The sequence below is a fragment of the Bifidobacterium callitrichos DSM 23973 genome (assembly GCF_000741175.1).
In the GTDB taxonomy this organism is placed as follows: Bacteria; Actinomycetota; Actinomycetes; order Actinomycetales; family Bifidobacteriaceae; genus Bifidobacterium; species Bifidobacterium callitrichos.
Genome location: NZ_JGYS01000007.1, coordinates 120,453 through 147,415, shown reverse-complemented (window position 1 = coordinate 147,415; position 26,963 = coordinate 120,453). Strand labels below are relative to the sequence as shown.

Annotated in this window: 29 protein-coding genes and 1 pseudogene; 19 read left to right on the top strand and 11 right to left on the bottom strand. The window is 56.8% G+C overall.

Going from position 1 to position 26,963, the window contains the following annotated elements; all coding sequences use genetic code 11:
• Positions 1-20: 20 nt before the first annotated feature.
• A complete protein-coding gene (locus tag BCAL_RS05650) occupies positions 21-1,001 on the bottom strand; it encodes a BAR domain-containing protein (protein ID WP_152600319.1) in 981 nt (326 codons plus the stop codon).
• Positions 1,002-1,157: 156 nt separating this feature from the next.
• Here BCAL_RS05650 and BCAL_RS05645 point away from each other — a divergent pair, with 156 nt between their 5' ends.
• The 5 genes from BCAL_RS05645 to BCAL_RS05625 all read left to right on the top strand — a co-directional run bounded on the left by BCAL_RS05645 (position 1,158) and on the right by BCAL_RS05625 (position 4,982).
• Positions 1,158-1,577 carry a hypothetical protein gene (locus BCAL_RS05645; protein ID WP_043165083.1) on the top strand — a complete coding sequence of 140 codons (420 nt, stop codon included), beginning with the start codon at positions 1,158-1,160 and terminating at the stop codon, positions 1,575-1,577.
• Complete coding sequence (locus BCAL_RS05640; RefSeq protein ID WP_150394867.1) at positions 1,574-1,834, top strand: helix-turn-helix transcriptional regulator; 261 nt, start codon at positions 1,574-1,576, stop codon at positions 1,832-1,834. The genes BCAL_RS05645 and BCAL_RS05640 overlap by 4 nt, the downstream gene beginning before the upstream one ends.
• A 406-nt stretch (positions 1,835-2,240) precedes the next feature.
• The gene (locus BCAL_RS05635) at positions 2,241-2,747 is read left to right on the top strand and encodes a hypothetical protein (RefSeq protein WP_043165081.1); all 507 of its coding nucleotides are present in this window, start codon (positions 2,241-2,243) and stop codon (positions 2,745-2,747) included.
• 159 nt (positions 2,748-2,906) lie between these two features.
• Positions 2,907-3,461 carry an arsenate reductase/protein-tyrosine-phosphatase family protein gene (locus BCAL_RS05630; protein ID WP_043165080.1) on the top strand — a complete coding sequence of 185 codons (555 nt, stop codon included), beginning with the start codon at positions 2,907-2,909 and terminating at the stop codon, positions 3,459-3,461.
• 132 nt (positions 3,462-3,593) lie between these two features.
• Positions 3,594-4,982, top strand: coding sequence for a hypothetical protein (locus tag BCAL_RS05625; RefSeq protein WP_052119058.1), 1,389 nt, complete (start codon positions 3,594-3,596; stop codon positions 4,980-4,982).
• Here the strand turns inward: BCAL_RS05625 and BCAL_RS12700 are convergent.
• Complete coding sequence (locus BCAL_RS12700; protein ID WP_081887279.1) at positions 4,886-5,569, bottom strand: DUF234 domain-containing protein; 684 nt, start codon at positions 5,567-5,569, stop codon at positions 4,886-4,888. The two genes, BCAL_RS05625 and BCAL_RS12700, sit on opposite strands and share 97 nt — an antisense overlap.
• Positions 5,570-5,630: 61 nt before the next feature.
• Here BCAL_RS12700 and BCAL_RS13160 point away from each other — a divergent pair.
• The 10 genes and pseudogenes from BCAL_RS13160 to BCAL_RS05575 all read left to right on the top strand — a co-directional run bounded on the left by BCAL_RS13160 (position 5,631) and on the right by BCAL_RS05575 (position 14,354).
• Positions 5,631-5,917: pseudogene (locus tag BCAL_RS13160) on the top strand (nucleotidyltransferase family protein).
• A complete protein-coding gene (locus BCAL_RS13155) occupies positions 5,904-6,305 on the top strand; it encodes an HI0074 family nucleotidyltransferase substrate-binding subunit (RefSeq protein WP_043165076.1) in 402 nt (133 codons plus the stop codon). The pseudogene BCAL_RS13160 and the gene BCAL_RS13155 overlap by 14 nt, the downstream one beginning before the upstream one ends.
• Before the next feature lie 783 nt (positions 6,306-7,088).
• A complete protein-coding gene (locus tag BCAL_RS05605) occupies positions 7,089-8,321 on the top strand; it encodes an ATP-binding protein (protein WP_043165072.1) in 1,233 nt (410 codons plus the stop codon).
• Positions 8,322-8,710: 389 nt separating this feature from the next.
• The gene (gene istA, locus BCAL_RS05600; RefSeq protein ID WP_043165071.1) at positions 8,711-10,267 is read left to right on the top strand and encodes an IS21 family transposase; all 1,557 of its coding nucleotides are present in this window, start codon (positions 8,711-8,713) and stop codon (positions 10,265-10,267) included.
• A complete protein-coding gene (locus BCAL_RS05595) occupies positions 10,264-11,016 on the top strand; it encodes an ATP-binding protein (protein ID WP_043165069.1) in 753 nt (250 codons plus the stop codon). Before istA ends, BCAL_RS05595 begins: the two co-directional genes overlap by 4 nt.
• A gap of 180 nt (positions 11,017-11,196) precedes the next feature.
• Complete coding sequence (locus tag BCAL_RS12690) at positions 11,197-11,568, top strand: helix-turn-helix domain-containing protein (RefSeq protein WP_238549629.1); 372 nt, start codon at positions 11,197-11,199, stop codon at positions 11,566-11,568.
• Between the two features lie 16 nt (positions 11,569-11,584).
• Positions 11,585-12,073, top strand: a complete 489-nt coding sequence (locus BCAL_RS13720) for a HipA N-terminal domain-containing protein (protein WP_052401193.1) — start codon at positions 11,585-11,587, stop codon at positions 12,071-12,073.
• Positions 12,007-12,633 (top strand): HipA domain-containing protein, encoded by a 627-nt coding sequence (locus BCAL_RS13715; RefSeq protein ID WP_052119057.1) that lies wholly within the window; start codon positions 12,007-12,009, stop codon positions 12,631-12,633. The genes BCAL_RS13720 and BCAL_RS13715 overlap by 67 nt, the downstream gene beginning before the upstream one ends.
• A 208-nt stretch (positions 12,634-12,841) precedes the next feature.
• Entirely contained in the window at positions 12,842-13,135 is a 294-nt protein-coding gene (locus BCAL_RS05580; RefSeq protein WP_043165066.1) for a helix-turn-helix domain-containing protein, read from the top strand.
• Positions 13,136-13,139: 4 nt separating this feature from the next.
• Positions 13,140-14,354, top strand: coding sequence for a type II toxin-antitoxin system HipA family toxin (locus BCAL_RS05575; protein ID WP_043165063.1), 1,215 nt, complete (start codon positions 13,140-13,142; stop codon positions 14,352-14,354).
• A gap of 157 nt (positions 14,355-14,511) precedes the next feature.
• On the opposite strand, the gene BCAL_RS05570 is transcribed toward BCAL_RS05575, so the two are convergent.
• Both BCAL_RS05570 and BCAL_RS05565 read right to left on the bottom strand, forming a co-directional pair.
• On the bottom strand, positions 14,512-14,694 hold the full coding sequence (locus BCAL_RS05570) for a hypothetical protein (RefSeq protein WP_043165061.1): 183 nt from the start codon (positions 14,692-14,694) through the stop codon (positions 14,512-14,514).
• Positions 14,695-14,846: 152 nt separating this feature from the next.
• Positions 14,847-16,208, bottom strand: a complete 1,362-nt coding sequence (locus BCAL_RS05565; protein WP_043165060.1) for an ATP-binding protein — start codon at positions 16,206-16,208, stop codon at positions 14,847-14,849.
• A gap of 155 nt (positions 16,209-16,363) precedes the next feature.
• Between BCAL_RS05565 and BCAL_RS12680 the strand changes: the two genes are divergently transcribed.
• Positions 16,364-16,594 carry a DUF1829 domain-containing protein gene (locus BCAL_RS12680; RefSeq protein WP_043165058.1) on the top strand — a complete coding sequence of 77 codons (231 nt, stop codon included), beginning with the start codon at positions 16,364-16,366 and terminating at the stop codon, positions 16,592-16,594.
• Here the strand turns inward: BCAL_RS12680 and BCAL_RS12675 are convergent.
• Entirely contained in the window at positions 16,485-16,952 is a 468-nt protein-coding gene (locus tag BCAL_RS12675) for a DUF234 domain-containing protein (RefSeq protein WP_081887276.1), read from the bottom strand. The genes BCAL_RS12680 and BCAL_RS12675 overlap by 110 nt on opposite strands.
• Positions 16,953-16,984: 32 nt before the next feature.
• Between BCAL_RS12675 and BCAL_RS05555 the strand changes: the two genes are divergently transcribed.
• Entirely contained in the window at positions 16,985-17,500 is a 516-nt protein-coding gene (locus BCAL_RS05555; protein WP_043165056.1) for a Panacea domain-containing protein, read from the top strand.
• Positions 17,501-17,703: 203 nt separating this feature from the next.
• On the opposite strand, the gene BCAL_RS13150 is transcribed toward BCAL_RS05555, so the two are convergent.
• Positions 17,704-17,907, bottom strand: a complete 204-nt coding sequence (locus tag BCAL_RS13150; RefSeq protein WP_152600318.1) for a hypothetical protein — start codon at positions 17,905-17,907, stop codon at positions 17,704-17,706.
• 15 nt (positions 17,908-17,922) lie between these two features.
• Between BCAL_RS13150 and BCAL_RS05545 the strand changes: the two genes are divergently transcribed.
• Positions 17,923-18,390 (top strand): DUF6978 family protein, encoded by a 468-nt coding sequence (locus BCAL_RS05545; RefSeq protein ID WP_043165054.1) that lies wholly within the window; start codon positions 17,923-17,925, stop codon positions 18,388-18,390.
• The gene (locus BCAL_RS05540) at positions 18,387-19,163 is read left to right on the top strand and encodes a DUF1829 domain-containing protein (protein ID WP_043165053.1); all 777 of its coding nucleotides are present in this window, start codon (positions 18,387-18,389) and stop codon (positions 19,161-19,163) included. Before BCAL_RS05545 ends, BCAL_RS05540 begins: the two co-directional genes overlap by 4 nt.
• A gap of 924 nt (positions 19,164-20,087) precedes the next feature.
• Here BCAL_RS05540 and rfbA read toward each other — a convergent pair.
• The 5 genes from rfbA to BCAL_RS12670 all read right to left on the bottom strand — a co-directional run bounded on the left by rfbA (position 20,088) and on the right by BCAL_RS12670 (position 26,898).
• The gene (rfbA, locus tag BCAL_RS05530) at positions 20,088-21,023 is read right to left on the bottom strand and encodes a glucose-1-phosphate thymidylyltransferase RfbA (RefSeq protein WP_043165049.1); all 936 of its coding nucleotides are present in this window, start codon (positions 21,021-21,023) and stop codon (positions 20,088-20,090) included.
• A gap of 24 nt (positions 21,024-21,047) precedes the next feature.
• A complete protein-coding gene (locus BCAL_RS05525; RefSeq protein WP_043260026.1) occupies positions 21,048-22,511 on the bottom strand; it encodes a sugar nucleotide-binding protein in 1,464 nt (487 codons plus the stop codon).
• Positions 22,512-22,645: 134 nt separating this feature from the next.
• Positions 22,646-24,295: an RNA-binding domain-containing protein gene (locus BCAL_RS05520; protein ID WP_238549628.1), complete on the bottom strand. Its 1,650-nt coding sequence runs from the start codon at positions 24,293-24,295 to the stop codon at positions 22,646-22,648.
• A gap of 100 nt (positions 24,296-24,395) precedes the next feature.
• Complete coding sequence (gene rfbB / locus BCAL_RS05515; RefSeq protein ID WP_052401191.1) at positions 24,396-25,385, bottom strand: dTDP-glucose 4,6-dehydratase; 990 nt, start codon at positions 25,383-25,385, stop codon at positions 24,396-24,398.
• Positions 25,386-25,488: 103 nt separating this feature from the next.
• Positions 25,489-26,898, bottom strand: coding sequence for a flippase (locus BCAL_RS12670; protein ID WP_081887275.1), 1,410 nt, complete (start codon positions 26,896-26,898; stop codon positions 25,489-25,491).
• Positions 26,899-26,963: the final 65 nt, after the last annotated feature.

The window sequence follows — 26,963 nt, the reverse complement described above, 5'->3', positions numbered from 1 at the left end:
GGAGAGCCGCAGGATGCCGACTACAGGGAGCGATTGGCCGTTTCGGAGTGGTACTGGGCGATGACCTTGAGGATGTAGGCGGCGGCGAACAGGCCGAAGGTGACAGCAAGCAGCACAGGCAGGGCGATGCCGGTTTCGGCCAGCGTGCCCTGCACGGCGCGGGAGACGGCGTTGCCGGATCCGTTGTTGCCCGTCGCGGTGTTGGACGAGGCCGCGCCGTTGGATGAGCCATTGGATGTGCCATTGACCGAACCGGTGCCGTTGGCGGAGGCGTTGGTCACGGTGCCGTTGCCGTTGGAACCGGCGTTCGCGGTGGAACCAGAGCCGGTACCACCGTTGCCGGTACCACCGTTCGCGCCCCCGGAGGTGGATCCGTTGCCCAGACCGTTGTTCAGCGAGTCGTTGAGCGCGTCCTGGAAGGCCTTGTGCCACTGTTCGCGTGCGGATACCCACTGCAGGTGATTCTGCTTGATGAGATCGTGCTCGGTCTTCCAGTCGGCCTGCAGCTGGTCGAGATGCTGCTGGTGGTCGACCATGTCCTGATGGATGATCTCGTGACGCTCGTGCGCCCGATCGTAGGCGCCGTCGATGGCGTTCTTGATGTCGTCGTGCGCCTGCTGCGCGTCCTGCCATGCCTGCTCGTGATGCTGGCGCAGATCGTCCACGTCCTGATGGATCTGATCGTGGATCTGCTCCATATGCTCGTGATGGGTGACGATGTCCTGATGGATCTGCTGGTTCGTGTTGTGGATGTGGTCGATCGCCGCGCCGAGCCCGCTGAGACCGCGCGCATCGACGCTTGCAGCGTCTCCGGATCCGGTGCTTCCGCTCGCGGGAGCCGTTACGCTCGACTCCCCCGAGACCCCGGCGACTCCCAGCGACGACGATGACGAATCCGCCGCCATCGCACCCGCAGGCACCGCGAGCGCCAGTCCGCACGCGCCGAGCGCCGCCACAGCCGAAACGACCGCGCGACGCGCCATTTCTTCCACAGTCCTCATATTCCTGATCATGATCCCGTCACTCCCTGCCTTCTCATTCACGGCATATATTAGATTTTGAAAAAATAGCGGTCAATCAACACCGCTAGACAAGATGTCCAATAGCAAGATGCCCAATAGAGAATCCGGCTCCGTATCCATGCAAGGAGGAAACCGATGACGTTCAACCGATATATCGCCTCCAGAATGGTCATTGAACTGATCGGCGCGATCGCATGCGCCACCCAGCTGTTCAACGACAGCAGCATGTTCGGTCTGATCGCCACCGTGGCGGTGGCCCTGTTCTGGGTGGCAGGTGAGATCTGGGTTGTGCTGGTTTTCCGCCGCGAGAATCCCCGTTCCGACGAACTGTCAGACCAGCATCAGTTGCTGTCGACGCGATTCGCCTTTATCACGCTGGTCATCGTCCTCATGGTGCTCGGTTTCGCCAATCTGCTTTCCGGGCTGCTGCTTCGGACGTACGTCATGGCAACTCCGATGATCCTGCCCACTCTGGGGATGCTGGCATTGGCCATCGCCGACGCACGATATCTCTGGCTGGAACATCAAGGCGACACTGGCGAGGATGACGAATGAAGACCACCATCAAATTCCATCGGCTCGAACGCGGTCTGAAACAGTCCGATCTGGCCGATCTCGTCAATGTTCGCCGCGAGACCATCGGCAGACTGGAACAGGGGCAGTATTGCCCTTCGCTTCGCCTGGCCATGGATCTCGCCAAGGTATTCGGTACAAGCGTCGAAGAACTGTTCAGTTTCGAGGACGAGGACATGGACACCGATACGGCCTCCGCAACCGCAAGAACCGCAAGAACCGCAAGAACCGCGCGATAGCCCCAGTCTCTCCCCAGGCCAGCCTCTCCCCAGCCCCCTCTCCCAATTTCGCCCTTTGATTACGCTCCGGGCGTGTCGCGATATATGAATTTCAAGTAAATCGCGCTAAATCCTTGAAATTCCAACGTTTTCGCCCTTTCCAGAAGCTTGGAGGCATTCCCCCGGAGCTTGGCGCATGCGCGAACCATGTCACATGGTGTGACGCCGTTGTCACATGGCGGCATCCCCATTCATAGCAACCAAACGGGGGTGTCACAAGGGGGTGTACAGTAAGGGTTCAGACACGGAAAAGAGCGGACAGCACAGCAGACAGGTAGTACGCAAGCAATCAAGTGAGCAAGTCTACTGCCATCAATGCTCTCCATGTCGCATGATGTGGAATATTCGAATTAGAGGAGGAATTATCATGATGAAGAAGTTCATGGCCCTTCTGGCTACTATCGTCGCGGTTCTCGGCTTCGGCTTCGCCGCCAACACCGCCGTCGCCGCCCCGTACGGTGCCACCGTCACCGTCAGCGGCAACACCGCCACCGTCGCTTTCCCGGCCGGCACCTTCGAGCCGAACGAGAACGTCACCGTCAAGTGGGATGACGCCGTGGTTGCCGATGTTCAGCAGATCGGCGAGCGCACCTTCACCGCCAAGTCCGACGGCTCCCTGACCCTGCGTTACATCTTCAAGGCTGGCCAGGCCGGTAAGACCATCACGGTCACCGCTTCCGCCGCTTCCGGCACTCACACCGCGTCCATCACGGTGCCCGCCACCGGTGCCGGCGATCAGTCGGTCTCCAACACTGGTGCCGCCACCATCGCCAAGACCGGTGCCACCGTCGCCCCGTACGGCGTGGCCGTCGCTCTGCTGGCCGCTGCCGGCATCGCCCTGTTCGCCGTCCGCAAGACGACCAACCGTCGCTGAATGAGCGAGGCTGTAAAGCTGAAGCCGCACAGCCGTAAATAACTTAAAGAGAAAAAACCGGGAGTCATGTGATTCCCGGTTTTTTCATGCCCCGCACACTGCCCACACAAAGCCCGCACAATGTGCGAGGTATCTTCTTTTCCGGAAGGGAGATTTGTTATGCAGATTCTGTACGTGTGCACCGGCAACCAATGCCGTTCCGTCATGGCCGAGTACTACACCCGCTCCGTCCTCGCCGCGCGTGGATTGAACAACGAGGATCTGGACGTACGGTCCGCCGGCACGTTGCATTATCCGCCGCATCCGGCGGATCCGCTGGCCATCGACGTCCTCAAGGCGGATGGCATCGACGCGAATCCCCATGTGTCCACTCCGCTCACTTCGGATCTGAGCCGGACCGCCAATCTGATCCTGTGCTTCGAACGCGAGCAGATCTCCGACCTTCTCGATCAGAATCCGCTTGCCGCGCGTAAGGTGTTCCTGTTCAACGACTTTGTCAACGTGTGCTCACATCTGCACGCTGATGGTCCGATTCCGGGGGACACTGTCGGCGATCGCCTGAATGAGGTGATGGCATCCGTCTCCATGCTCCGTCCGTTCCTGCCTGAGGCACCGGAGACCGAGGACCCGCATCGCAAATCTCGTGAGGTGTTCGACCGCGTCTACGCCGAAATCAAGAAGGGTGTGAACACCATCTTCGATGCCGTGGCGTGACTCGCGACGCGCGATGCTCATGACTTCATGACATAGCGCCGCTTTGCGCCACTTTCTCCTCTGTACACCCACCACAACGCCGTGGCCGATTTTCGGGCGTCGATGCTGAACCGACGCCCGGGAAAGGACCACATGGACACCTCCTTCCCCGTCGACTTCGCGGAAACCGCCAATCGCAGATCCGAACCGGCATTCCTTCCCCGGCTGTTCACTCCACGTGACCGCAGTGACTACCTGTTCTGGCTCGCCCTCGTCACCTTGCCGATCGACGGTACGACGATCGGGTTCTTTCAGCCGTTCTGGACTCCGATAAGCCCCTGGCTGCTGCTTATCTATTGCCTGGCGAATCCAGCTCTGCTGCGTCAGACCCTTCATCGATATGCTCCGTTCGCACTGCTGCCCGTCGTTCTCGTGTACCTGTCCGCTGCGGGTTGGGCCGCGTTCGGCGTGCATAACGTCGCCATCGTGATGAGCCTGTCCGGGGTCATCGCCGTCCCGGCGACACTGGCTGCACTCGACATCGCCTTCGTGCATAAGCGTCTTGACTGGAGCGAATGCGTGCGCACGCTGATCGCCGCATACTGGTTCGCATTCGGCGTGGGCGTGGTGCAATGGTTGGCGGTGAGACTCGATATAGGCAGTATCAGCGGGTATTTCAACCACCTCATGTATCGCTCGTACAGCACCGCCGGCCAGTGGGGTGGCGTGACGGGTCGCCCTCAGTTCCTGTTCGCCGAGCCGAGCTACATCGGCATGCATCTGTTCGGTGTGCTGCTGCCGCTGTACTGGCTGATGCGGACGCGCGATTCCGTGTTTGCCCGTAGGCTGCGTGACCTCATCGTCGCGTTCGCCGTGGGCAGTGTGATCATGGGGGCGGGCACGCGCATCGTACTGGACTGTCTGGTGGCGCTGGTCGTCGTGATCGTCATCCGCACCACATGGCACGATCCCGATTCCCGCAAACAGGGCATCCTGCGATTGATCGGTACGGCGGTGCTGTCGGTGATCAGTTTCGCCGTGAACTCACGATTGGATTCGATCCTCAACAACGGTATGGAGGGCGACGGTTCGTTCTTCGCGCGCATATGGCAGTCGCTCGGTCCCCTATGCGGTCTGATCACCCATCCATGGACTCTGGTAAGCGGCTATGGTTCCGGCAACATCGCCGAAGCCGTTCATCAGGGGGCCGATCTGGCCGTCCGTGCACTGACCGCGATGCATACCGATCCGACCGGCGCGGCCGGCTGGTATTCGACGACCACCCCCGATACCGTATGGACGATGTGTCTGTATACGAATTTCGTCACCGAGTTCGGTCTGGTGGGGCTGATTCTGCTGATCACAGTGACCGCGCGATTCCTCAGTAGCCATCAGTGCGTGTGGAATAAGCTCACCGTATGCTGGCTGATCCTGCTCGCATACCTTTATATACAGTTCGAGGGGTATGCGTTCGCCGCGTTCCCGCTGTTCGTCTGGTCGATGACTCGAGTCGAGGAGTTCACGGACGTCAGCGCCGATTGATGTGCGCAAATGGCAAAGACACGTGCGCAGTCAGAAGATGTGGTCGGTACACAGGTCGTCTTCAACCGCTCTACGTTTCCACAACACGACCGAAACCGTACTTGTGCGGTCCTGTGGCAGGAATCTCTGTCACAGGACCAGCGATTTCGCTCTTTCGAACACTTGTGGCAACAGGTCCGGCCACAACACGACGAAATCGGCGTAATGCAAGCGTCGTGACATACCCTTCCATTGCCAAATCCTTGGAATTCCGCCATTCTACTCGGATCGAGCCTCAAGCGCTTCCGGAACATACTGTCACGACTCGCCCGGAATCCTGTTTTCGAACACTTGTGGCAGCGGATTTTGCCACATCGCGCCAATACGGCCGGAATCCGGAATGATGTGGTCGCGGCGATGTCCAGCGTGTTCCTCCACTTGCATTCGCCGAGCAGGATCCGATGATGCACCGAATCCGCGGCCATGACGTCGATGTCCGTCTGCGAGCGGGACTTCGGATCGTTGCCCCACCATCTGCCGAATCGCGACGCGGTGAACAGCAATGCGATGCACGGAAAGATGAGATGGCGGCGCAATCGGCATATCATAGGCGACAGGAAGGCCCGCAAACACACACCATGTGCAAATCAACGGATCGGAGGGTGGCTGATGATTCCCATCGAGGATGTGTACGCGCAGATCCGCGAGTTCGCAGCCGAATCCGGCGCACGCAGGATCGTACTCTTCGGCTCCAGGGCCAAAGGCACGAACAGGCCCAAAAGCGACATCGACCTCGCTGTGGCCGGATGCCCCGATTTCGACTCGTTGGAGAGTCGACTCCAGAACGAGCTCTGGTCGCTGCTCAAGGTGGACGTAATCAACCTCGACGGACCGATCTCCGAATCCCTGAGAACGGAGATAGCCCGCACCGGAAGGTACTCTATGAAAAAGTATGAGAACTACGCCTCGGCACTGCGCTCGCTGAGGCAGGCCCCCTCGCAGGATCTGGACAACGAGTTCATCCAAAGCGGCGTCATCGACAAGTTCGAGCTTCAGTTCGAGCTCGGCTGGAAGCTGTTCAAGGCGATGCTGGCATATGAAGGAGACCCGGTCTCCGCCTCCGGCTCCCCACGGGATGTCATCAAGACGGCATACCAGTACTACGACTTCATGGATGAATCGCTCTGGCTGCGCATGCTGCGCGACCGCAACGATTCGGCGCACATCTATGACGAGTCGCGCGCCAAGCAGCTCGTACGCACCGTCATCGATGAGTACATCCCCGAATTCGAGCGAGTGAATCAGGGACTCGTCACGCGCTACGGCACCCTACTCGAGCAGTAGGCACTCCTTTTGCACAGTCGGAGGTGACGCTTGGCAAAGGACGAAGACGCTTGCACAGTCGAAAGAGCCGTTTGGAACATAGGCCAAGTACACCTTGACCTCTCGAGTCTGAGGACTGTTGGAATTCCGCGGTTTTTCAACGCTCTGATCTTAGGAAAACAACATATTCCTCACTTCTCTCGCAGGGTATGAACGATGACGACTGCTTTGCCGGGCTCCCTCACTGATCACCCCGATAGTGAGTGATCCTTGACACAGCGCATCAGATATCTCTTACTAGGGAGCCTTCAGTGAGAGATATCTGATCGGTCCTGACGCCGAACTCTCGCCGAGACACCCCTCAGCGAGAGATTATTGTCTCTGCCCAACAGTGGTCTCTCACTGACGACCTCGCAACGAGAGATCATCGCCGTCAGCCTGCATCAAACTCTCACCAAGGCTAAATGCAACGAGACACTGTCGCGGATCTCGCGTATGAGGGGGATTCTCCGGGAGAGCGTCGCGCAGATGGCGTCAACGATAATCGGGGACATGCGTACGTTCGTGGCGAGCTGATTGCGAACGATATCGGGAACAGCATCCAGCGCGTTCAGATCATACCGATCCCAGTTGTGCGTCGAATCGACACTCATCTGCCCTTCTTGCCGATTTTGGCGCGCACCATAGTGTCACCATCAGCGGATAATCGCGTTTCAAGGTCGCTTCCGGGGGGTATTTTAGATGGAAAAGCAAGTTTGCCCCCCGGAAGCAATGCGAGGGACAGGAAGAGCAGGTGGATGCCAGATGGCTCTGTATCCGCGCGAACGGTACTTGGAACGCCTTCGCCCCTTTTATGACGACACCGACCTCATCAAGGTGGTCACGGGCATCCGCCGGTGCGGCAAATCCTCCCTCATGGCATGCGTCGCCGAGGAACTGCGCCGACGTGGCGTCGACGAGCGCAATATCATCATTCTCAATCTCGACAGCCGTGAACTGCGCAAGGTGACCACTGCGGACGAGCTCGACCGGATCATTGCGCAACACACCGGAGCCGACGGCCTTATCTACCTGTTCATCGACGAAGTCCAGAACGTCAGCGGATTCGAGACCGTGGTCAATGCCTACCGCGAGGACGGTCGGTTCTCCATCTTCATCACCGGCTCGAATTCGTATCTGCTGTCCGGAGAACTGGCGACAAAACTCACCGGACGGTACGTGGAATTGGAAATGTACACGCTCTCCTACGGCGAATACCTAGGCATGCGAGGTTTCCTCAGCGCTCCGACAGACGCGGGCATGGCATCGTTCAACGACTACCTGACCTACGGCGGTTTCCCCAAGGCATTGGAATACGATGATCCGGACGCGAAGTCCATGTACGTCCAAGACGTCATCCGACAGATCTTCGAAAAGGATATTACCGCACGAAGCCGAATCACGAACCGCGACACATTCACGCGCGTGCAGTCCTATCTGATCAACAACTACGCATCACCCACCAACCTGACGCACATCGCCCAGTATCTCCATCACAGTGAGGGCATATCCATCAAGAGGGAGACGCTTGCCAAATACGTGCGGATGCTCGAAAACGCCAAAATCCTGTACAAGTGCCCAAGGTTCGACCTGCGGTCACGCAAATCGTTGCGCGGAGGAGAGAAGTACTACATCGCAGATCCCGGAGTGTATTACGCGCGTAACACCGATGTGCGGATGAGTTACGGACCCGCATTGGAAAACGCCCTGTACCTGCACCTGCGAGCCAAAGGCTACGAGGTCAGCGTGGGAAGGATCGGCAAACTCGAATGCGACTTCATTGTACGCAAACGCAACCAGTATGCGTATGTCCAGGTTGCGATGAGCGTACTCGACCCGCAAGTCGAGGAACGGGAATACCGACCGTTCACACTGATCCGCGACGGCTTCCCTCGCTATCTGTTCACGCTCGACCCACTGCCGCTGCAACGCGACGGCGTACGGCATCGCAACCTGATGGAATTCCTCGCCAACGACGGGGACATCACATTCGAATAACCAATCCAAGGCAGCAACGAACGGATGGATTCCTCCACGGGATTCCTCCGCGCAGGCGTTGATAAGCTACGGGCTCCACAAGGTGAGAGATTTCCGTCATCACCCGATGGTGACCTCCCGCCTACTACGGCCCAGCAAAAGACCGTTGCGTCATCTGGCACCAATCTCCCACAACGGCGTCAGGGATCTCGGATAGACACCCGGTCATGCGCGAGTGCCCATACGTGAGTATTTGATTGTTTGAGGGCCGTGGTTATTGCGGTTCGGGGCCACTTGGGGGTTGGGTTGGTTATTGCGGTTCAGGGCCGGGGGTTATTGCGGTCGGAGGCCGTGTGCGGTTAGGCTCCTTTCACCATGCGAGGGACGTGTGGTGAAAGGAGTTACCTATCATGGTACGGAAAATCAAGGCGAAGCAGGTGTTGAGGCTGCATGCGCGCTCGTTGTCCGGGCGTGCGATCGCCGGGACTCTGGGCGTTTCGCGCGACAGCGTCGCGGCCACGCTCAGGGCCGCCGCGGATGCCGGGATCGGCTGGGCGGATGTCGAGTCCAAGAGCGATGACGAGGTGTACGCGATGCTGTTCCCGGGCAGGAACGAGCATGGTCCTGTGCATCGTCAGCCGGATTGGCCGCTCGTACACCGCGAGCTGGCGCGTACGGGCGTGACGTTGCGGCTGCTGCACGCCGAGTACCGGGAAAAGTGCGTGGCGGACGGTGTGCCGGCGATGGGGTATGACCGGTTCTGCAAGCTGTATCAGGCGTATGTGGTGGCCAACGGGATCACGTCGCGCGTGGAGCGCAAGGCCGGTTCCACGATCGAGGTGGATTGGGCCGGCCCCACGCTGACGCTGTCGGATCCCGTGACCGGCGGTACGGCGACGGTGTACCTGTTCGTCGCGTGTCTGCCGTTCAGCAGGTACGCGTTCGTGGAGCCCGCGCTGGATATGCGCGAGTCGACGTGGCTCGCCTGCCATGTCGCGATGTTCGAGTGGTTCGGCGGGTCCACGCCGCGCCTGGTGCCCGACAATCTCAAGACCGGCGTGACCAGTCATCCCCGTCAGGGCGAGGTCGTGCTCAACGAGCGGTACCGGGCGTTGGCGGACCATTACTCCACGGCCGTGCTGCCGGGCAGGGTGAGAAGACCGAAGGACAAGGCCAGCGTGGAGAACACGGTATGGCACGTGACCATGGCGCTCGTCGGGGCGATGCGCGACCGCGCGTTCCATTCGCTGCAGGAGCTGCGCGAGGCGATCCGCTCATGGCTGACCGCGTATAACGCGACCCCGTTCCAGAAACGCGAGGGCACCCGTCTTTCCATGTTCACCGAGATGGAGAGACCCCTGCTCACCCCGCTTCCCCCGGCCCGGTTCGAGGTGAGCGAATGGTCGTACGAGCGCAAGGTGCAGGCCAACTGCCACGTCGCGTACCGGAACAACTGGTATTCCGCGCCGTACGCGTACGTGGGCCGGAGCGTCGACGTGCGCGTGACCGCCAGCCGGCTCGAGATATGGGCCGACGGGACGCGCGTCTCCTCGCACGCGCTGCTGCCCGGATACGTGAGGAACCGGTATTCCACGAACCCGGGCGACCTGCCCGAGAAGGCGAAATGGAAGCAATGGGACCGCGACGGCGTGACCGCCTGGGCGAACCGCGTGGGACCCGCCTGCGCGACCGTGACGGCGAGGATCTTCGAATCCGTACGCTTCGACGAGCAGGGACTGGGCGCCGCCCTCGCGGTCCTGCGACTATCCAAGGACCACACCGCCGCGCGGTTGGAGACGGCATGCCGCACCGCCTTGGAGACCACGTACTCGCCCCGCTACCGGCACCTCAAACCCATCCTCGACGGCAAACCCGGCCAAACCGGCGGGAACCCCGCGGCCGGGAGCACCCAACCCGCGGGATTCGTGCGCGGCGGTGATTACTACGGCAAGGCGGCGGCACGATGATCATCGACGAGCAGACCAGACGCAAACTACGCCTCATGGGCGCCGACAGGCTCCTCGACGCGTTCGAACGCCAGGACGAACAGGCCTGCGCCGGCATGCCCGCCAACGAGCGCATCATGCTGGCGGTCGACGACGCCTACTCGCTATGGGCGGACGGGAAGACCACGGCCATGATCAGACGCGCCAAACCACGATACCCGCAAGCCGACCTGCGCACCCTGGACCTGATCGACGAACGCGGCCTGGACCGCAACGCCGTCAACCAGCTGCAATCATGCGCGTTCATCGCCCAACGCCTCAACATCCTCCTGACCGGAGCCACCGGCAGCGGCAAAAGCTGGCTCGCATGCGCGATCACCAAACAGGCATGCCGGCAATCCTACCGGTCCCTGTACACACGCATGCCCGACCTCGCCGAACAACTCGACACCGCCGCGGGCAAACCGGCCGGCACGCACAAGCTCATCCGCAAATACAGCGCGTACACGCTGCTCGTGCTGGACGAATGGCTCCTCGACAAACCCGACGACCGGATGCGCTCCTTCCTGCTCGAGGTGCTGGAACACCGCTACGACAACGTCAGCACCGTGTTCTGCACCCAATTCCCCGTCAAGGACTGGCATGAACGACTGGGAGGCGACGTGACGGCCGACGCGATCATGGACCGCATCGTACACAACGGCATCACCATCGACACCGGCGAATACAACATGCGCCAACACCACGCACACCAAACCAACAACCAATAACACACAACCAGCCGGTGGCCCCCAACCAAACGGCCACCGGCCCCCAACCTCAATACCCCCGGCCCCCACCGACAATAACCACTGGCCCCCACGCCACCAAATACTCACATACGTCGGAAAGTTCGTTTTTCCTAACATTTAATAGCATTATTATGTTAGACTTATCTAACATAATACGAAATGTTCGATAAGTCTAACATTGGAGCGGCGATGGGAAGAATGTCAAGTGAGATTCAATCCACCAGACAACTCACAGTGGCACTACGTGATGCCCGAGTGATGCAGAAACTCACCCAGGAGGAGCTGGCCCAGCGGACCGGCCTGACCCGTCCATGGATCAACCAGTTCGAACAAGGCAAGATCGCAAACGCCAGCATCTCCCGCATACTGCTGCTATGCCGAGAACTTGGAGTGACCTTCACCGTCTCCTACAACGTGCCGGAGCAGTCCCCTGCCACGCCAAACCACTCGCACGGCATAAGCGATACACGTCCGGGCGGCTCATCCGACAGCTCACCCAACGGCTCATCCAAAGAGTCGGAGCACCGATGAAGATAAAGCACTTGACGTGCTCCTCAACGGACGCCATATCGGCGTGCTGCGCGAGGAGCCAACCGGCAAGCACACATTCACCAACGATTCGGACGCCCCCAACGCGATGCCGCTTTCGCTGTCCATGCCCCGTAAAGCCGAACCATGGAGAGGGGACCCGATCGAGGCGTATATCGACGGCATCCTTCCCGATGACCCCGCCATCAGACAACGCATCGGCCGTCTATACGGGGTCAATCCACGTAACCCATTCGCCCTGTTGACCGCAGTGGGATTGGACTGCGGAGGAGGTGTGCAGTTCGTCGTCCCCGATACCCCTAACACAGAGAACGACACGAACAATGCGGACAAGACCTTGCCACCAGCCGGCCGTATCACACCAATCAGCGAAGGCTGTCGTTGCCCGTTGCACGAACCGATTATCGGCTGTTCGGAGGAGTGCCGGCAGTCGTCAGCGAGCGCTGGGATCGAATCATTGACGACACTGTTGTCCCCGCCACTGTGACGAGGATTCACCAGGAGGATTTCTGTCAGGCCATGAGCATCATGACAGATAACAAGTATCAATCCGATGGAGGCCCCGGAGCCGTCGACATCGTGCGGTACATGAACAGCAACGGGTTCCCGGAGGAGGATGTGAATACGTTCATAAAAGCGCTGATATTCAATTACCTGGTAGGCGGATCGGATGCGCATGCCAAGAACTACGCGATTCTCGAGCCCGCATCCGGCGGCGCCCCTCGTCTAGCTCCGCTCTACGACATCGCATCTCTATTTGCATATGACACCCGGCGTAAGGAGCGGAAACTGGCGATGAGCATCGGCGGCGAATACCAGTGGGAGCGGATCGGACTTCGACATTGGACGAGATTCTTCGAGCAATGCAGAGGCGATCCGACTGATCAGGAACGTTTCACCGACATGCTTGCGGAACTGGCCATTCGGATCGCCCCTTCCTTTGTGCAGGCATCCACCGAATCACTGGCATGGGTGAGTGTCCTTCCCGGCATTACCGAGGAGGAGATCACCAACAAGAAGACGCTGATCAACCGCATGCAGGCATAGCGCTCGGATCTCCCCGCCCCCAACCAGGAAACAATCGACGCTAGACTCCAATTCACTCAGCACATCGATCGACCTGCTGACTGCTGACGTAGTATCACGGGCAATCACTGCACCATATATAATAATCACTAGAATACTAGTGATTAAATTATGTAAGATACATAATACTACTCTTAAAAAGAGCAATGTAGGAGCGAAAGAGGCCATCATGAAGTACGTACCAACAGCAGTTCGCCGCGACCTACGGCTACTGGGAACACAACTCTCCCAGCAGAGGAGACTGCTGTCTCTGACCATCGCGGATGTGGCGCAAAGAGCCGGCGTAAGCCCCACCACAGTCGCAAACATCGAACAAGGGAAGGCCGTACGTACGGACTCATTGCTCAGCGTCGCCCGCATCCTGCAGATGGCCGACGGCATTGTCACAGCAACCGACCCATACAAGACGGACCTAGGACGTCTTCGCGCCAACGAACAACTTCCCAAGCGCGTGAGGAGATGATCTCATGTCACGACAGACCATCGAAGCGACAGTGCTGACCACCCTGCCAAACGGAGAAGAAACGGCAGCAGGCACGCTATACGCAACCGGCGACGACCTTTCTTTCCGCTACACCTCAGACTATCTGACCAAATCTCAATCATTTGACTTATTCCCCAGCCTGCCACGCTCGATGGCCCCCTTCTTCTTCAGTGGCCTCGGCCCGTTCTCCGATTCTGCACCAGACCGTTGGGGGCGCAAGGTACTTGCACGTTCCCTTAAGCGAACACGCGTACGTGAGTCCGAATACTTGTTCGGAGTGAACGACTTAACCAGACAAGGAGCAATCAGATTCATTGTCAACGGCGAGCCTGTGGCCGGAAACGAGGGAGTGCCGGTACTCGCCAATCTGCCCGATCTGCTCAACACCGCAGACGCAGTAGAGCAGAACCACGACGTAAACGACATCGCTCTGCGCCGCCTCTACAGAGCAACAGGATCCCTTGGCGGGGCACGCCCCAAAGCGTCAGTCATGGATCAAGGCGCACTTTGGATGGCGAAATTCCCAAAGCCCAACGGTGATGACTGGGACATCATTGGCTGGGAAGCAGTCACCTTGGAAATCGCTGGCATGGCCGGCATTACCGTGCCGAAACACCGCACTATCACGGTAAAAAGCGCCAATGAACATGTCCGTACCATACTGCTGACCAAACGATTCGACCGCACGGAGGGAACCTCTCCCGATCATATGCGGAGAATTCCCTACATGTCTGCAATGACCGCTTTGGAGGCAAGCGACGGCGATGGCGGAGATTGGCTGGATCTCGCCGAGTTCACCCGTTCCGTCGGCGCAAGCACAAGGGAATTATGGCAACGCGCCATGTTCGGTGCCGCAATCGGCAACCTCGACGATCATCTGCGCAATCACGGTTTTCTCTTTGCGAATGGTGCGTGGCATCTTGCACCGGCATTCGATATGAATCCCGAGCCAATCGATGGCACGCCGGACAATCACCAACTGTCTTTGTTCGGCGACACTGAAATCACCATATCCCGATTGCTCACCAAAGACAGTCTTGCTCTGTTCGGCATCAGTCTCGCAGACGCCAATCAATGGCTTTCAACGTTTCGTTCTGCATTGATGCAAGCTCTTCCCCGTGCCGCCATGCGACATATAGACCAGCGCTCGATCAACCTCATGGCTAGTCGATTCGACAAAGCGATATCTGAACTCTGAATACGATATGCCTATCACTCGCCAGAGCCGAGACATCAATATGAGGATTCTGCTACGGCGAGCGATCGCCCCGAGGCCGAGGATCCGGTAGGCGATGCGCTCGTTGTCAGACTCCTGCCTGGTACGCCCGGCCTTGATCAGGCTCCTGACGCCGTTCTCACCGATGATCCAGCGTTTCGGCAGATCGCCGGCACTGGTGACCATCCGGCGTCTTCACCTCGTCGATGCGCGACTCGTCGAAGATCCTCACTACGCGCAGCACGTATCCGCCGGTTGCGAAGTACTCGTATTCCAGAACCGGATGATCACGGCACATCAGCACACGAAACCTGTCGGCCATATCGGCACCTCCGCTCATTCGCCTGCCGGACCGTTCCACCTTACGACGGACCATACGCACACAGGCTTCCGGTGGGTCTGGGGCCGAAGATGCCTGAAGGGCTGTCAGTCCGTTACGGACACGTCTCGCGCAGGCTCGTCAGAGGGCCCAAACTACAAGCAGTGGGCCATATACAACGGCAAACGTATGCGTTCACCGTCAACTTCGAGCTGGCGAGGATGCAGCACATACTCCTTGCCCAAGCGCTGGCCATACACGAGCCGAAACTTATCCAGCGACGAAACACCGTACCGCTTGGTCGATTTCACTTCAACCGGACTGACACGAGGTTTCATGGCCGCATTATCATACTCCCGAATGATAAGGAAATCAATCTCCATGGTTTTACCGGAATCATTCCGATCGTTGCGTGAAAAGAAATACAATTTCCGTCCATTCGCACGGAACTGCTGCGCAACGGCATTCTCCACCAGCATGCCCTCATTCAGCGATAGCTTATTAAACAGAATATCACGATAGACATCATCCGGAGTTGTCTCACGATCAGCAAACGCCTGCGAAACCAGTAGACCTGTGTCAGCCATGTAGCACTTGAACGACGCATTATCCTCATACAGTCCCAGCCCGACCGTTGGATCGGTCGAGTTGCGGCATATGTTCACCAATCGTGCATCCTCCAGCCAGAAGAACGCCGCATCATAATCACGATACCTGGCGTTCTTGTTCACTGAAGCGAGGGTAAACCTCTTCTCATGTTTGGACAGCTGCCCCGGGATCCGCGCGAAAATATCTCTCACCCGGCCAGCATCACCACCAGCGAATTTACCGATGTCATTGCTGTAAAGCTGCAGAATACCACGTTTGATATCATCAACCGCGCCGAAGTCCCGACATTCGACATACGAGGCAACGGCTTGCGGCATGCCTCCAACCAACAGATACTCTCTCCACAGACGCATCGCCCGCCTGTGCAAGACATCCGGAAGTGGTTTCAGACCATCAAAGGCAGAGCGTACGGCTTCCGCCAGAAGTTCCTCCCCCATAGCCCAACAGAACTCCTCAAAATCAAATGGCCCCATATCGATTTTTCGTTCCTCGGACGGGATAACAATATCTGCCACATTCTTTTTGATGGAGATCAGAGAACCAGTCTCGATATAGTCATAGCGACCGTCCGCCACCAAATACTTGATGAGTTCACGAGCAGCCGGATACCGCTGCACCTCATCGAAGATGATCAACGACTTCCGTGGCACCAATCGCGTTCTGTAATATGCGGACAACAACACGAAGAACGTGTCAAGATCGCCAATCTGGTTCTCGAAGATGTCCCGGACATCTCTCGGAAGCCGAGCGAAATCCACAAGAATATACGACTGATACTGGTTGCGTCCGAATTCCTCGACGACGGTGCTTTTGCCTACGCGGCGAGCACCTTCGATCAACAGCGCTTCACTGCCATTCGCCTTGAGTTTCCAAGCAATCAACTTATCCATCATCCTGCGTCTGAGCATGCCACACCACTTTCCACACGAAAACAACGGTATAAATCTATGCTAACATACACGAAAACAACGGTATAGAATCACGCGTTTCTACACGAAAACAACGGCTAGCGCTCCGTGGCCAATGTTGTCATGCCGTCTGCGATGCAGACCATGCATCAATCGTGAAGCGGCTTGAAGTGGACGCACGGAACACCCCCAACCGTCTGGACCGCGGTACGGCGGAGCGGATCATCTTCGGTTGGACTGACACCGAACAGGCGTCGGAGCGTACGGGATCCAAGCTCATCGTGATCGGAGACGACCGCGAACGCGAGCTGAGGGACTCCTCCGTACAGGCGCTGACGAGCTACGGCATCCGCGTGATTCCTTCTCGGCAAGCTCGTCGGTCTTGACGAACAACGCGAAATCGCTCCGGTCATACCCCTCCACCAACCCGACCCGTAAGCGCAGCGCCTGCGTGGTTGCGGCGATGTCCAGCGTGTTCCTCCACTTGCATTCGCCGAGCAGGATCCGATGATGCACCGGATCCGCGGCTATGACGTCGATGTCCGTCTGCGATCGGGCCTTCGGATCATTGTCCCACCATCTGCCGAATCGCAACGCGGTGAACGGCACTGTCTCATGCGTGCGGTGAAGTACAACATGTACCTGTCTTTCGAGAACCGGTCCAGCAACGCCGTTTTGCCGATGCAACGGCCCAGCGAGAGGCCACCGACACGCATATTCAGTTGTGCTGAGTAGACTATGCATGTATATTAGCTGGTTTACGAAAGGAGGATCTCATGCAATCACTGGATGTTGCCAACCTGCTGATCACGCGCTACGGCAATGAAATAGAACTGACCAATCTGAAGCTGAACAAGTTGGTTTACTTCGCACAGGCCATTTCACTGCGAAAGTATGGGACCCCTTTGTTTGATGATGAGATTCAGGCATGGGACTACGGACCGGTGGAACCCAAGGTGTACTATGCCTTCAACCAGTTCGGCAGTGGAGTCATCCGCCGTCCGCAAGGAGACGTGACCATTCCTTCGGATCTCGCCACCAACGTCATCCGAGATGTCATGGAGTCCTTCGGAAAACTAACAGCCTTTGACCTTGTTCGGCTCTCGCATCGCGACGGTAGCGCCTGGAAAAGCGTATATGTACGTAAAGCCAATAAGCCCATCACGCCCGAAGTAATCATCAAATCTCGCGACGGCGAAGTGAAGGGCATCATGGAAGAAACCCTGGCCTTGGGCGTTGCCCAGGTCAACCGCAAATGGCCCAATGCCATGCGCATGCTCGAGAATTCATGATGACGAAGGACGTCATCTCTCCAATCGTACTGGACGACGAGATGGTCAGAGGATTGGCGGAATCAGTGTACGAGATCCACCATTCTACGGTAAGCAAGGCGGGTTTCGATCTGACTGATGCCGTCTCCGATCAACGCAGGGATGCCATATTGGGAATGATATCCTGCGTTCTAACGCCTACATTCACTCCCGTGTTTGGCCAATCACCCGAGAACCGATATACCGACATATTCGACCAGATCAGCGATTTTGCCGAGCATCTTGCGAAGCGACACATCTTTGCGGACGGCATCAAGCGTGCCATCATCCAAGTACATGCGATTGAGAAACTTTGTATGGCGCAGAAGACAAGGCGTCCGTTCCAACCAGCCATGTAGCATAAACAACAACGCATATTCCATATCCATATGGAGAGTCGATCAATGACCAAACGGAACACGAAGCAATCAAAATGGTCGCTTAGCCAGCAGGACGCGGAACGTCTCATCAAGGAGATCAAGAAGTCCGTGGATAGACTAGTCATCATGCCAGCGCCAGGAGAACAGAACCGTCAGTTCCACGTTCGGAGCGAATCCGATGACGAGGACTTTACCATTGCGCTATTCCGCGGTAAACGCAATCCCAACAAGCATTCAATTGCCGCTCGCATCACCCACTCAGAAGTGGTGCTCATGCGATTATGCGTTGAGGGGACTCCGCATACCAATCCGGGTGGTTCCAAAATAGGACGAACCCACTTACACGTCTATCATGAAGGTGTTGACGACAGAGTTGCATACCCGATTGATATCGACTCTCCCGATTTCGTGGAGGACACCGTGATGTTGTTGGATAGATTCCACGTGGTTCGTAAGCCGAACTTCCAGGAAGGAATCGAGGGGACGGCATGAAAGAGCAGACTGAAAACATCTCCGATCTCGTCGAAGAGTATGGCGAATGGCTCAGACGCGAGTCCTCCATTCGCAAGTATGGAGAATGGCACGAGATCACTTTCCCGTTCCTAGACGACTCCAATGATCAGATGTGCTTCTATGTGAAGACCAGCGATGGGGCCACGTCGTTCACCGATGACGGCTACACCGTTGCGGGCCTGAATGCCGCCGGTATAACGCTCACCGGCAAACGACTCGACCGCCTTAGCCGCATCGCACGTCGTTTCGGCGCCACACTCAACCCCGAGGGGGAGATCACGCTTGAGACGGAAGGCAGTCGTCCCGATGCTATGAACCGCTTCGTCCTGGCTCTTTCCAACATGCAATCGATGACGGAGACGGCACAGCACCGAGTTGCCGAATACTTCGCCGACGACGTGGCGGCGGCACTTGACGCAAATGGAGTGTTCTATACCCAAGGCATTAGTGTCCACGGGGCATCCGGCTACGAGCATGGTTTCGATTTCCTGTTCCAACGGAGCGCGAATCATCCCACACGGTTTTGTCAGGCGCCCAGCCGTTTGGACCGCGGCGCGGCGGAGCGGATCATCTTCGGTTGGACCGACACCGAACAGGCATCGGAGCGAACGGGATCCAAACTCATCGTGATCGGAGACGACCGCGAACACGAACTGAGGGATTCTTCCGTGCAGGCGTTGATGAGCTACGGCATCCGCGTGATCCCGTTCAGCGAACTACCGAACAGGGCGAACGCCGAGCTCGCGGCCTAAGGAACCCGCATGCTACGGGCCCGTACGGTGAGAGATTCCCGCCATCACCCCCCGGTACCTAGCTCTCGCCTACGGTTCCCCTAGCGAGAGATTCCTGTCATCATCCGACATCGGGCCTCTCGCCTACGACGCCTCAGGGAGAAGGCCTTCTTCATTGCCGAACGGCGGCATCCAATGCTTGATTCCCGGATTGTCCCGCCGATCTGCGCGCTCCCCTACGGTCCGTTTCGACAGTCTGCGGGGGACTCAGCGCAGCAAAAGCCGATTCCGGCGTTGAGTCCCGCAAATCCGAGGGACTCAGGGCGATTTCCCGCGATTGTCGCGCTGAGTCCCGCGACCACACCCTCCCACACCGGTACCGGACCGGAAACGACACGTCAGCATCGCCGCAAAACGGCGGAATTCCAATGATTCCTCTTCCACGGCCGACAGGCGGCCGTAAGGCGGGCGTTCAAGCCCTCGGGACTCAGCGACGAAATCGCCCATAACCGCGTTGAGTCCCGCGAATCCGAGGGACTCAACATGATTCCCCATGGTTTTCGCGTTGAATCCCCCGAGACGGGCGAGCAAGGCGAACGGGGGACGCACCAGACGCGACAGGGGACGGCGCTACTGAGCTCGGCAGCTCAGGCAACTCTTGCGCAACCCGCTCAAACACCCCCATCATGCAGGCCGGGGCCGAATTGAAGCACTGGATGTTCGGGGCGTCCGGCAACCGGATCAAGGTCATCATCCACATGGCCTACGGCATCCGCCACGTTGGCAACCTCATTGCCCCAGCCACGCTCAGATGCGGCGGCCTCGACATCCGACTACCCCAGCCAACCAACCCACGAAAACAGCAGAAGCCTCCATCATAACGAGTAGGGGGCAGCCGCACCCGACTGCCCCCTACCTACTCAGCATGCCCCCAGCACACGCCGATCACCTCACGACATACCACGAGAAGCGATCAGTACTCACCCGGTTGGGAATGATGACGACACGACCCTCGGCCACATCCCTCAGATGCCTGCCATACGGGGACTTGCCGTAACGGTCCGCGGACTCCAGAAGCTCGCCCTTGCTGATCCACCCGTTCTCGTACGCGATCTCCTCGACCACCGCGATCGGCAGCCCCTGCGCACGCTGCACCGTACGCACGAACTCACCCGCCTCATACAACGAATCCATCGTACCCGTATCCAACCACGCGTAGCCACGACCAAGCGTACGCACGTTAAGCGTGCCATCATCCAGATACATGCGGTTGAGGTCGGTGATCTCCAGTTCGCCACGCGCGGATGGCTTGACCTGCTTGGCGAACTCGGTGACGCGTTCATCGTAGAAGTACAGGCCCGTCACCGCGTAGTGAGACTTCGGCTCCTTCGGCTTCTCCTCGATCGACACGGCCTTCTTGTCCTTGTCGAACTCGACCACGCCGTAGCGCTCGGGATCGTCCACGTAGTAGCCGAACACGCTCGCGCCTTCACCGCTCTCAGCCTGAGCGACCGCCTTGCGCAGCGTGTTGCCCAGACCGTTGCCGTAGAAGATGTTGTCGCCGAGGACCAGTGCGCACGGCTCCCCCGCGATGAATTCCTCGCCGAGGATGAACGCCTGCGCGAGACCATCCGGGCTCGGCTGCACCTTGTAGCTGAAGTGGACGCCGTAATGCGATCCGTCGCCGAGCAGTCGCTCGAAGTTCGGCAGATCCTTCGGCGTGGAGATGATGAGGATGTCGCGGATGCCCGCGAGCATGAGCACGCTCAGCGGGTAGTAGATCATTGGCTTGTCGTACACGGGCAGCAGCTGCTTCGACGTGACCGTGGTCAGCGGGTACAGTCGGGTGCCGGATCCGCCGGCGAGGATGATGCCCTTCATGATGATGTCCTCTTTCCTCTCTGCTTACTTGTTCTGCTTGGCGAGTTCGTTGGCGACGTAGGTCTTAAGGCTGGTTTCCCAGTCGGCGGGCGTATAGCCGGCCTGTTCGATCTTGCTCAGGTCGAGCGCGGAATGGACCGGGCGCGGTGCCACGGGGTTCTTCGCGTTGGCGAAGTACTGCTCGGTCGAGATGGGCTGGACCTTGTCGCCGTTGCCGTTCGTCTGCTCGAACACGGCCGCGGCGATCTCTGCCCAGGACCTGACCGTGCCGCTTCCGGTGAGGTTGTACGTGCCGTACGGGGCGTGCGTGTCGAGCAGGTGGAAGATCGCCTCGGCCATGTCCTTCGTGAACGTCAGACGACCATACTGATCGTCCACCACCGTGACATGATCCAACGCATCCGCGGGGTCGGCCACACGGTTCGAGAGCGCCATCATGGTCTTGACGAAGTTGTGGCCCTCGCCGATCACCCAGCTCGAACGCAGGATGTAATGCTCCGGCGCGTTGGCCACCGCGATGTCGCCCGCGGCCTTCGACTGCCCGTACACGCCCAGCGGCGCGAACGCCTCCGACTCCGTATGCTCCTCGCGCGTCCCGTCGAACACATAGTCCGAGCTGATGTGCACCAGCGTGATGTGATGCTCCGCGGCCACACGCGCCAGCAGGGCCGGACCGGCCGCGTTCGCCTTCCACGCGACCGGGCGGCCCTCCGCGGTCTCGGCCCTGTCCACGGCCGTATACGCGCCCGCGTTGATGATCGTCCCGTACAGGCTCCAGTCGAACCGTTCGTAGGCCGTCGGGTCGGAGAAGTCGAACGTGTCGATATCCGTATACTCGAAGCCCTCCAGATGATGGGCTTCAGCGTACGCGCGGATCGCATGGCCCAACTGCCCGTTGCAGCCCGTCACCAGCGTGCGCTTCGGCGCCATCGGCTTCGCATCCTTAAGCATCGGATGATGCAGGTCCGCCTCGCTGCGCTCGCTCTCCTCGAGCGGGATCGGCCACTGGATGTTGAGCGTCGGGTCGGCGAGGTTCACGAACGTGTACGTCTTCTTCTGCTCCAGACTCCAGTGCGCGTTCACCAGATACGTGTACACCGTCCCATCCTGCAAAGCCTGGAAGCTGTTGCCCACGCCACGCGGCACATAGATCGCACGCGACGGATCCAACCGCGTCGTATACACCTGACCGAAGCTCTCACCCGGACGCAGATCCACCCACGCGCCGAAGATCTCACCGGACGCGATGCTGATGTACTTGTCCCACGGCTCCGCATGAATGCCGCGCGTCACGCCCTTGGTCGCGTTATAGCTGATGTTGTTCTGCACCGGACCGAAATCCGGCAGACCCAGCGCGGTCATCTTCGCACGCTGCCAGTTCTCCTTGAACCAGCCACGATTATCCCCGTGCACCGGCAGATCAAACACCAACAGGCCCGGAATATTCGTCTCCGTGACCTTCAGTTCCTTCTCAAACTCAAAACCCATGATCCATTGTTCCTTTCTTCCCCATTTCCCGTCAGGAGAAATAGGAATGCTGCAATTTCAACGTTTCTCTCTTCAAGCGGCCTAGCTGCTTTCTGCTGCTTTCTGCATTCCGCAGAAAGCAGCAGAAAGCAAGCCTATCCGCTTTGCCCGGCAATCCGCCATTTCGAATATCTGCGTGACCCGATGTTGGCAATGACACCGTCTCGCCTCATTGCGGTAAGCAGATTATCAATCTTGCGTTGTTTTTCACTATCCGCCAGGTCCTCGCCGAACTTCGGGATCAAAAGCTCGTTGATGTCAGAACGCGTCGCCGTACCGAAGGCCTTCAAATACTGTTCCACAAGCCGTCGATAGAACATATCATCCTGACTGTGCGCGCGTATGAAATCCGCCTTGGTATCCGTGGCGGCCGCAACTACGGGAGCCACACGAAGATGAGGCTTGCGACCCTCTATCAGGCCTTGACGACGTAAACGATTGGCCGCGGCATTGGGGATCTCCATATGCTTCTGCACGCGGTCCAGCGCCAGAACATCAGACAACGGCAGATCCGTATTGCTCAGCAGCAGACGAGTGTACTCCGGATCGACCACCCCGCCGTACATGGTGAGACGGACCTTCTCGGGATCGCTCAGATCATAGTCCGGCAACGGCAGATACCGTTTCGCCTGCACCTCGTTCATGCGTTTGATGCCGTACCCCATGCGGTCGATCATGTACAGCTCGCTCATGGCGCGGACGAGGAACGGATTGCGATAACGATCAGGAGACTTGTCTCCCAACACGTAATCGTCCGGAGTGCCCTCGAAGAACGAACCGCAGCTATCGAACGTGAGTCTGTCCGGATGCTCCGTGACCAGGATGCGGGCCGGACGACGGTAATCCTGATGGGCGATGCAGTTATGCAACGCCTCAAGCACCGATTGCTCGTCGTATTTCGAGACCTCTTGTTGCAGAAGAGTCCCGGGCGGCAGCAAACGAATCTGGATATTGCGGATACGACTGTACAGCCGGGTGGTGGTCAGCATGAACGGAAGACCGAAATGCTCGTAGGCGCTCTCCTGTCCGACGAGCTTCCAAGTCATTTCGTACATACCGGCGGGCAGTTTGTCCACCGACTCCTCTTTGCCGAGGAGCAGTAACGCGGCACGCGTGATTGCGCCATCACGCGTCACGTGAGCGCGATTCAGGAACTCCCGGTCGCTCCATCCCGAGACCTCCTCGGGATCAAACCGATTCGCATGCGCCTTGAGGAACGACTCTCTGGCATATTGAACCGCCTCAGGATCCAGATCGTCCAATGACGCGTCGGGAACCGTCTGGGCGCTCCAATCGTTCAGCGAGCTCTCACCGCGAATGGCATCCAGCTTGTTGATACTCAGCGCGACCAGACTCTCGCCGCTGCGACCATGGAAGTACCCCTGCCATGAGACGGGCATGCCTATCGGCGCCGGGGGAATCTCGAACATGAGCACACGACCCTCAGGCGTGTCCAGCTCATGAATCTCCCGAAAAGAGGAACGCGGCTCGGTATCCCTCGTAATCTGCATTTTCAGCTGCTGCAGCCGTTCGGGATTCCGCCCATAGAATGTGCCCACGATTGCGTGGGTCTTGTTCTTCACCCCGAATATCAGCCAAGCCGACTCGGCTTGACGCAAATTCGCCTCATTGGACAACGCCGAGAAGTACTTGCCGATATCCTGCGTGGAGTAATTCTCATTGGCCTCCTTGAACTCAACGACCTCGTTCTCCCACCCCGAAATCAATCTGCTCAGAATCGACATAAGCTCATCCTGAGAGTATGACGCCATGCTCACCTCCACGTCATGTCAGTGCCATCCGCTGCGGATCAGATCGAACCAGATCGAATCAGATCGAATCAGATCACTGTCCCTGCTGCTTGTACTTGGCTTCGGTGGCGGCCTTGGCGGGCTCCCACCAGGCACGGTTGTCCGTGTACCACTGGATCGTCTGCTCGAGACCCTTCTGGAAGTCCGTGTGCACGGGCCGCCAGCCCAGCTCGGTGCGCAGCTTCGTCGAATCGATCGCGTACCGGCGTTCATGACCCGGACGGTCCTTGACCCAGTCGAAGTCGTCCGGGTCCTTGCCCATGACGGTCAGGATGTCACGCAGCACGGTCAGGTTGTTCCGCTCGCCGTTCGCGCCGATCAGATACGTCTCGCCGATGCGCCCCTTCGTCAGGATCGTCCACACGCCCGTGGAGTGGTCGTCCGTGTGGATCCAGTCGCGCACGTTCGATCCGTTGCCGTACAGCTTCGGCCTAAGGCCGTCGAGGATGTTCGTGATCTGACGCGGGATGAACTTCTCCACATGCTGGTACGGGCCGTAGTTGTTCGAGCAGTTCGAGATCGTCGCGCGGATCCCGAACGTGCGATGCCACGCGCGCACCAGCAGGTCCGAACTCGCCTTCGTCGACGAATACGGCGACGACGGATGATACGGGGTCTCCTCGGTGAACTTCGCCGGATCGTCCAGCGCGAGATCGCCGTACACCTCGTCCGTGCTCACGTGATGATAGCGGATCCCGTACTTGCGCACGGCCTCCAACAGGCGGAACGTGCCCTCCACGTTGGTCTTGAGGAACGGCTCGGGGTTCGCGATGCTGTTGTCGTTGTGCGACTCGGCCGCGTAGTGCACGATCGCGTCATGACCCGGCACCAGCTTGTCGAGCAGCTCCGCGTCGCAGATGTTCCCGTGCACGAACTCCACCCGGTCACCGAGAATGAACTTGATGTTTTCAAGGTTGCCCGCGTACGTCAGCGCGTCCAGAACCGTGATATGCACGTCCGGATGGTTGTTGTACACGTAGTGCACGAAGTTCGAACCGATGAACCCACAGCCAACAGCTGACATAATCAAAATTTAAACACAATATAAAAGGGATAAAAATTAATGACGCGCATGTTTTGGAGATTTAGTATTCAAAAAATTCTCAATTATCGATTTGGTAAAAGGCTCATGTGTTATTATTAAAATAGAAACATAGGACAACAAAAAAAATACAACTAGTAATAACAAGAATGACAAAAGAATTATTTGAAAAGCTAGAAAGATACAATTTAGAACAGAATAAAATAGTACCAGAAATAATAGAGGAAAGAAGAACGCATAACAAGGTACGAATTTCGATAACTTTAATAATAGAATGACGTAAATAGAAAGACTCTATTAGGACAATAATAATTTCGCCAACAACAGTAGCCCAAGCCGAACCAATCGCACCAAAATTGGGTATAAGGACAATATTTAGAATAACAATAATAAATAAACTGACAAAAGTAGAAATGGTAGTAACAATTTCCTTTCCACGTGGAATAAGAACATTATTACCAAGCATAGTAGAAATCCCAATAAATATTATTGACATCATAACGGTTTGCATCACAGGAACAGCAGGAAGAAACGCACTACCCGAAAGAAGCAATATAATTGGCTCAGCATTTAAAACACAAAAAACTAACATCGAAAATGAAGAGATAACGATAAAAGAAAAATCCTTTTTTAGCAATCTATAAAATTCATTATTTTTACCAGTAGCAATATAATTACTCAAACGAGGAAGCAAAACCGTGCCAAGAGCAGAAATCACACTCATCAGCATAGTCTTTACCTTAATTGCTGCCGTATAATAACCAACCTCAGAATCCGAAGTCATAAAACCTAACATAGCGGTGTCTATATTTGTATATAATGTCCACGATGCACTCAAAAGGAAAAAATTAATTATAGGCTTAACATGCTGTCTAAAATTATAAGGACGAATCAGAGAAAGAGAAACATACTTTCTCGACTTGAAGAAATTCAAAAGCAGAGAACCACTTGATCCGATTACAGTAATTATTGCATATTTAATATAATCCGAATGCTCATGCACAAAAAGAAACATTAGAAAAATACCAATGAACTTAAATAAAATGGATCTCTTCGTTATATATGAATACTCTTCTAAGCCTTGATAAAGCCAATCAATACCAATAAGATTTAACCATATAGTTACAGAGAATATTAATAACAAAGATGCATATACATGAAACTTAGGAATAAATATAATCAATAAAATTAAAAGAATGGAGGAGACAAAACATGTAAATAGATTTATAAAGAATAACTCATGAACAATCTTCGACAACTTGATTTTGTCATCACGAACTACAGCAGTAGCACGAATACCATATAAAGGAATACCAAGAGAAGCAATAAGAACAAAATAACTCACAATAGAGCTAGCAAAATTAATCTTACCATTACCATCAGCAAGAAGAATACGTGAAACATATGGAAATGTAATCAAAGGAAAAATGAACTGTGATCCAGTAAGAATTATATTCATCAAAAAATTCTTCTTTAAGGACTTTTCTTTTTTCATAATATCTCCCTAAATTTATAAAATATAACAAATATAAAAACTAAGCATATGTTGGCTTTAAAATA

Bases quoted from the DNA above. Each gene is read 5' to 3' on its own strand.
- BCAL_RS05650 (WP_152600319.1), bottom strand. From the start codon at position 1,001: ATGAGGACTGTGGAAGAAATGGCGCGTCGCGCGGTCGTTTCGGCTGTG.
- BCAL_RS05645 (WP_043165083.1), top strand. From the start codon at position 1,158: ATGACGTTCAACCGATATATCGCCTCCAGAATGGTCATTGAACTGATC.
- BCAL_RS05640 (WP_150394867.1), top strand. From the start codon at position 1,574: ATGAAGACCACCATCAAATTCCATCGGCTCGAACGCGGTCTGAAACAG.
- BCAL_RS05635 (WP_043165081.1), top strand. From the start codon at position 2,241: ATGATGAAGAAGTTCATGGCCCTTCTGGCTACTATCGTCGCGGTTCTC.
- BCAL_RS05630 (WP_043165080.1), top strand. From the start codon at position 2,907: ATGCAGATTCTGTACGTGTGCACCGGCAACCAATGCCGTTCCGTCATG.
- BCAL_RS05625 (WP_052119058.1), top strand. From the start codon at position 3,594: ATGGACACCTCCTTCCCCGTCGACTTCGCGGAAACCGCCAATCGCAGA.
- BCAL_RS12700 (WP_081887279.1), bottom strand. From the start codon at position 5,569: ATGATATGCCGATTGCGCCGCCATCTCATCTTTCCGTGCATCGCATTG.
- BCAL_RS13155 (WP_043165076.1), top strand. From the start codon at position 5,904: ATGAAAAAGTATGAGAACTACGCCTCGGCACTGCGCTCGCTGAGGCAG.
- BCAL_RS05605 (WP_043165072.1), top strand. From the start codon at position 7,089: ATGGCTCTGTATCCGCGCGAACGGTACTTGGAACGCCTTCGCCCCTTT.
- istA (WP_043165071.1), top strand. From the start codon at position 8,711: ATGGTACGGAAAATCAAGGCGAAGCAGGTGTTGAGGCTGCATGCGCGC.
- BCAL_RS05595 (WP_043165069.1), top strand. From the start codon at position 10,264: ATGATCATCGACGAGCAGACCAGACGCAAACTACGCCTCATGGGCGCC.
- BCAL_RS12690 (WP_238549629.1), top strand. From the start codon at position 11,197: ATGTTCGATAAGTCTAACATTGGAGCGGCGATGGGAAGAATGTCAAGT.
- BCAL_RS05580 (WP_043165066.1), top strand. From the start codon at position 12,842: ATGAAGTACGTACCAACAGCAGTTCGCCGCGACCTACGGCTACTGGGA.
- BCAL_RS05575 (WP_043165063.1), top strand. From the start codon at position 13,140: ATGTCACGACAGACCATCGAAGCGACAGTGCTGACCACCCTGCCAAAC.
- BCAL_RS05570 (WP_043165061.1), bottom strand. From the start codon at position 14,694: ATGGCCGACAGGTTTCGTGTGCTGATGTGCCGTGATCATCCGGTTCTG.
- BCAL_RS05565 (WP_043165060.1), bottom strand. From the start codon at position 16,208: ATGCTCAGACGCAGGATGATGGATAAGTTGATTGCTTGGAAACTCAAG.
- BCAL_RS12675 (WP_081887276.1), bottom strand. From the start codon at position 16,952: ATGCATAGTCTACTCAGCACAACTGAATATGCGTGTCGGTGGCCTCTC.
- BCAL_RS05555 (WP_043165056.1), top strand. From the start codon at position 16,985: ATGCAATCACTGGATGTTGCCAACCTGCTGATCACGCGCTACGGCAAT.
- BCAL_RS13150 (WP_152600318.1), bottom strand. From the start codon at position 17,907: ATGGATATGGAATATGCGTTGTTGTTTATGCTACATGGCTGGTTGGAA.
- BCAL_RS05545 (WP_043165054.1), top strand. From the start codon at position 17,923: ATGACCAAACGGAACACGAAGCAATCAAAATGGTCGCTTAGCCAGCAG.
- BCAL_RS05540 (WP_043165053.1), top strand. From the start codon at position 18,387: ATGAAAGAGCAGACTGAAAACATCTCCGATCTCGTCGAAGAGTATGGC.
- rfbA (WP_043165049.1), bottom strand. From the start codon at position 21,023: ATGAAGGGCATCATCCTCGCCGGCGGATCCGGCACCCGACTGTACCCG.
- BCAL_RS05525 (WP_043260026.1), bottom strand. From the start codon at position 22,511: ATGGGTTTTGAGTTTGAGAAGGAACTGAAGGTCACGGAGACGAATATT.
- BCAL_RS05520 (WP_238549628.1), bottom strand. From the start codon at position 24,295: ATGTCGATTCTGAGCAGATTGATTTCGGGGTGGGAGAACGAGGTCGTT.
- rfbB (WP_052401191.1), bottom strand. From the start codon at position 25,385: ATGTCAGCTGTTGGCTGTGGGTTCATCGGTTCGAACTTCGTGCACTAC.
- BCAL_RS12670 (WP_081887275.1), bottom strand. From the start codon at position 26,898: ATGAAAAAAGAAAAGTCCTTAAAGAAGAATTTTTTGATGAATATAATT.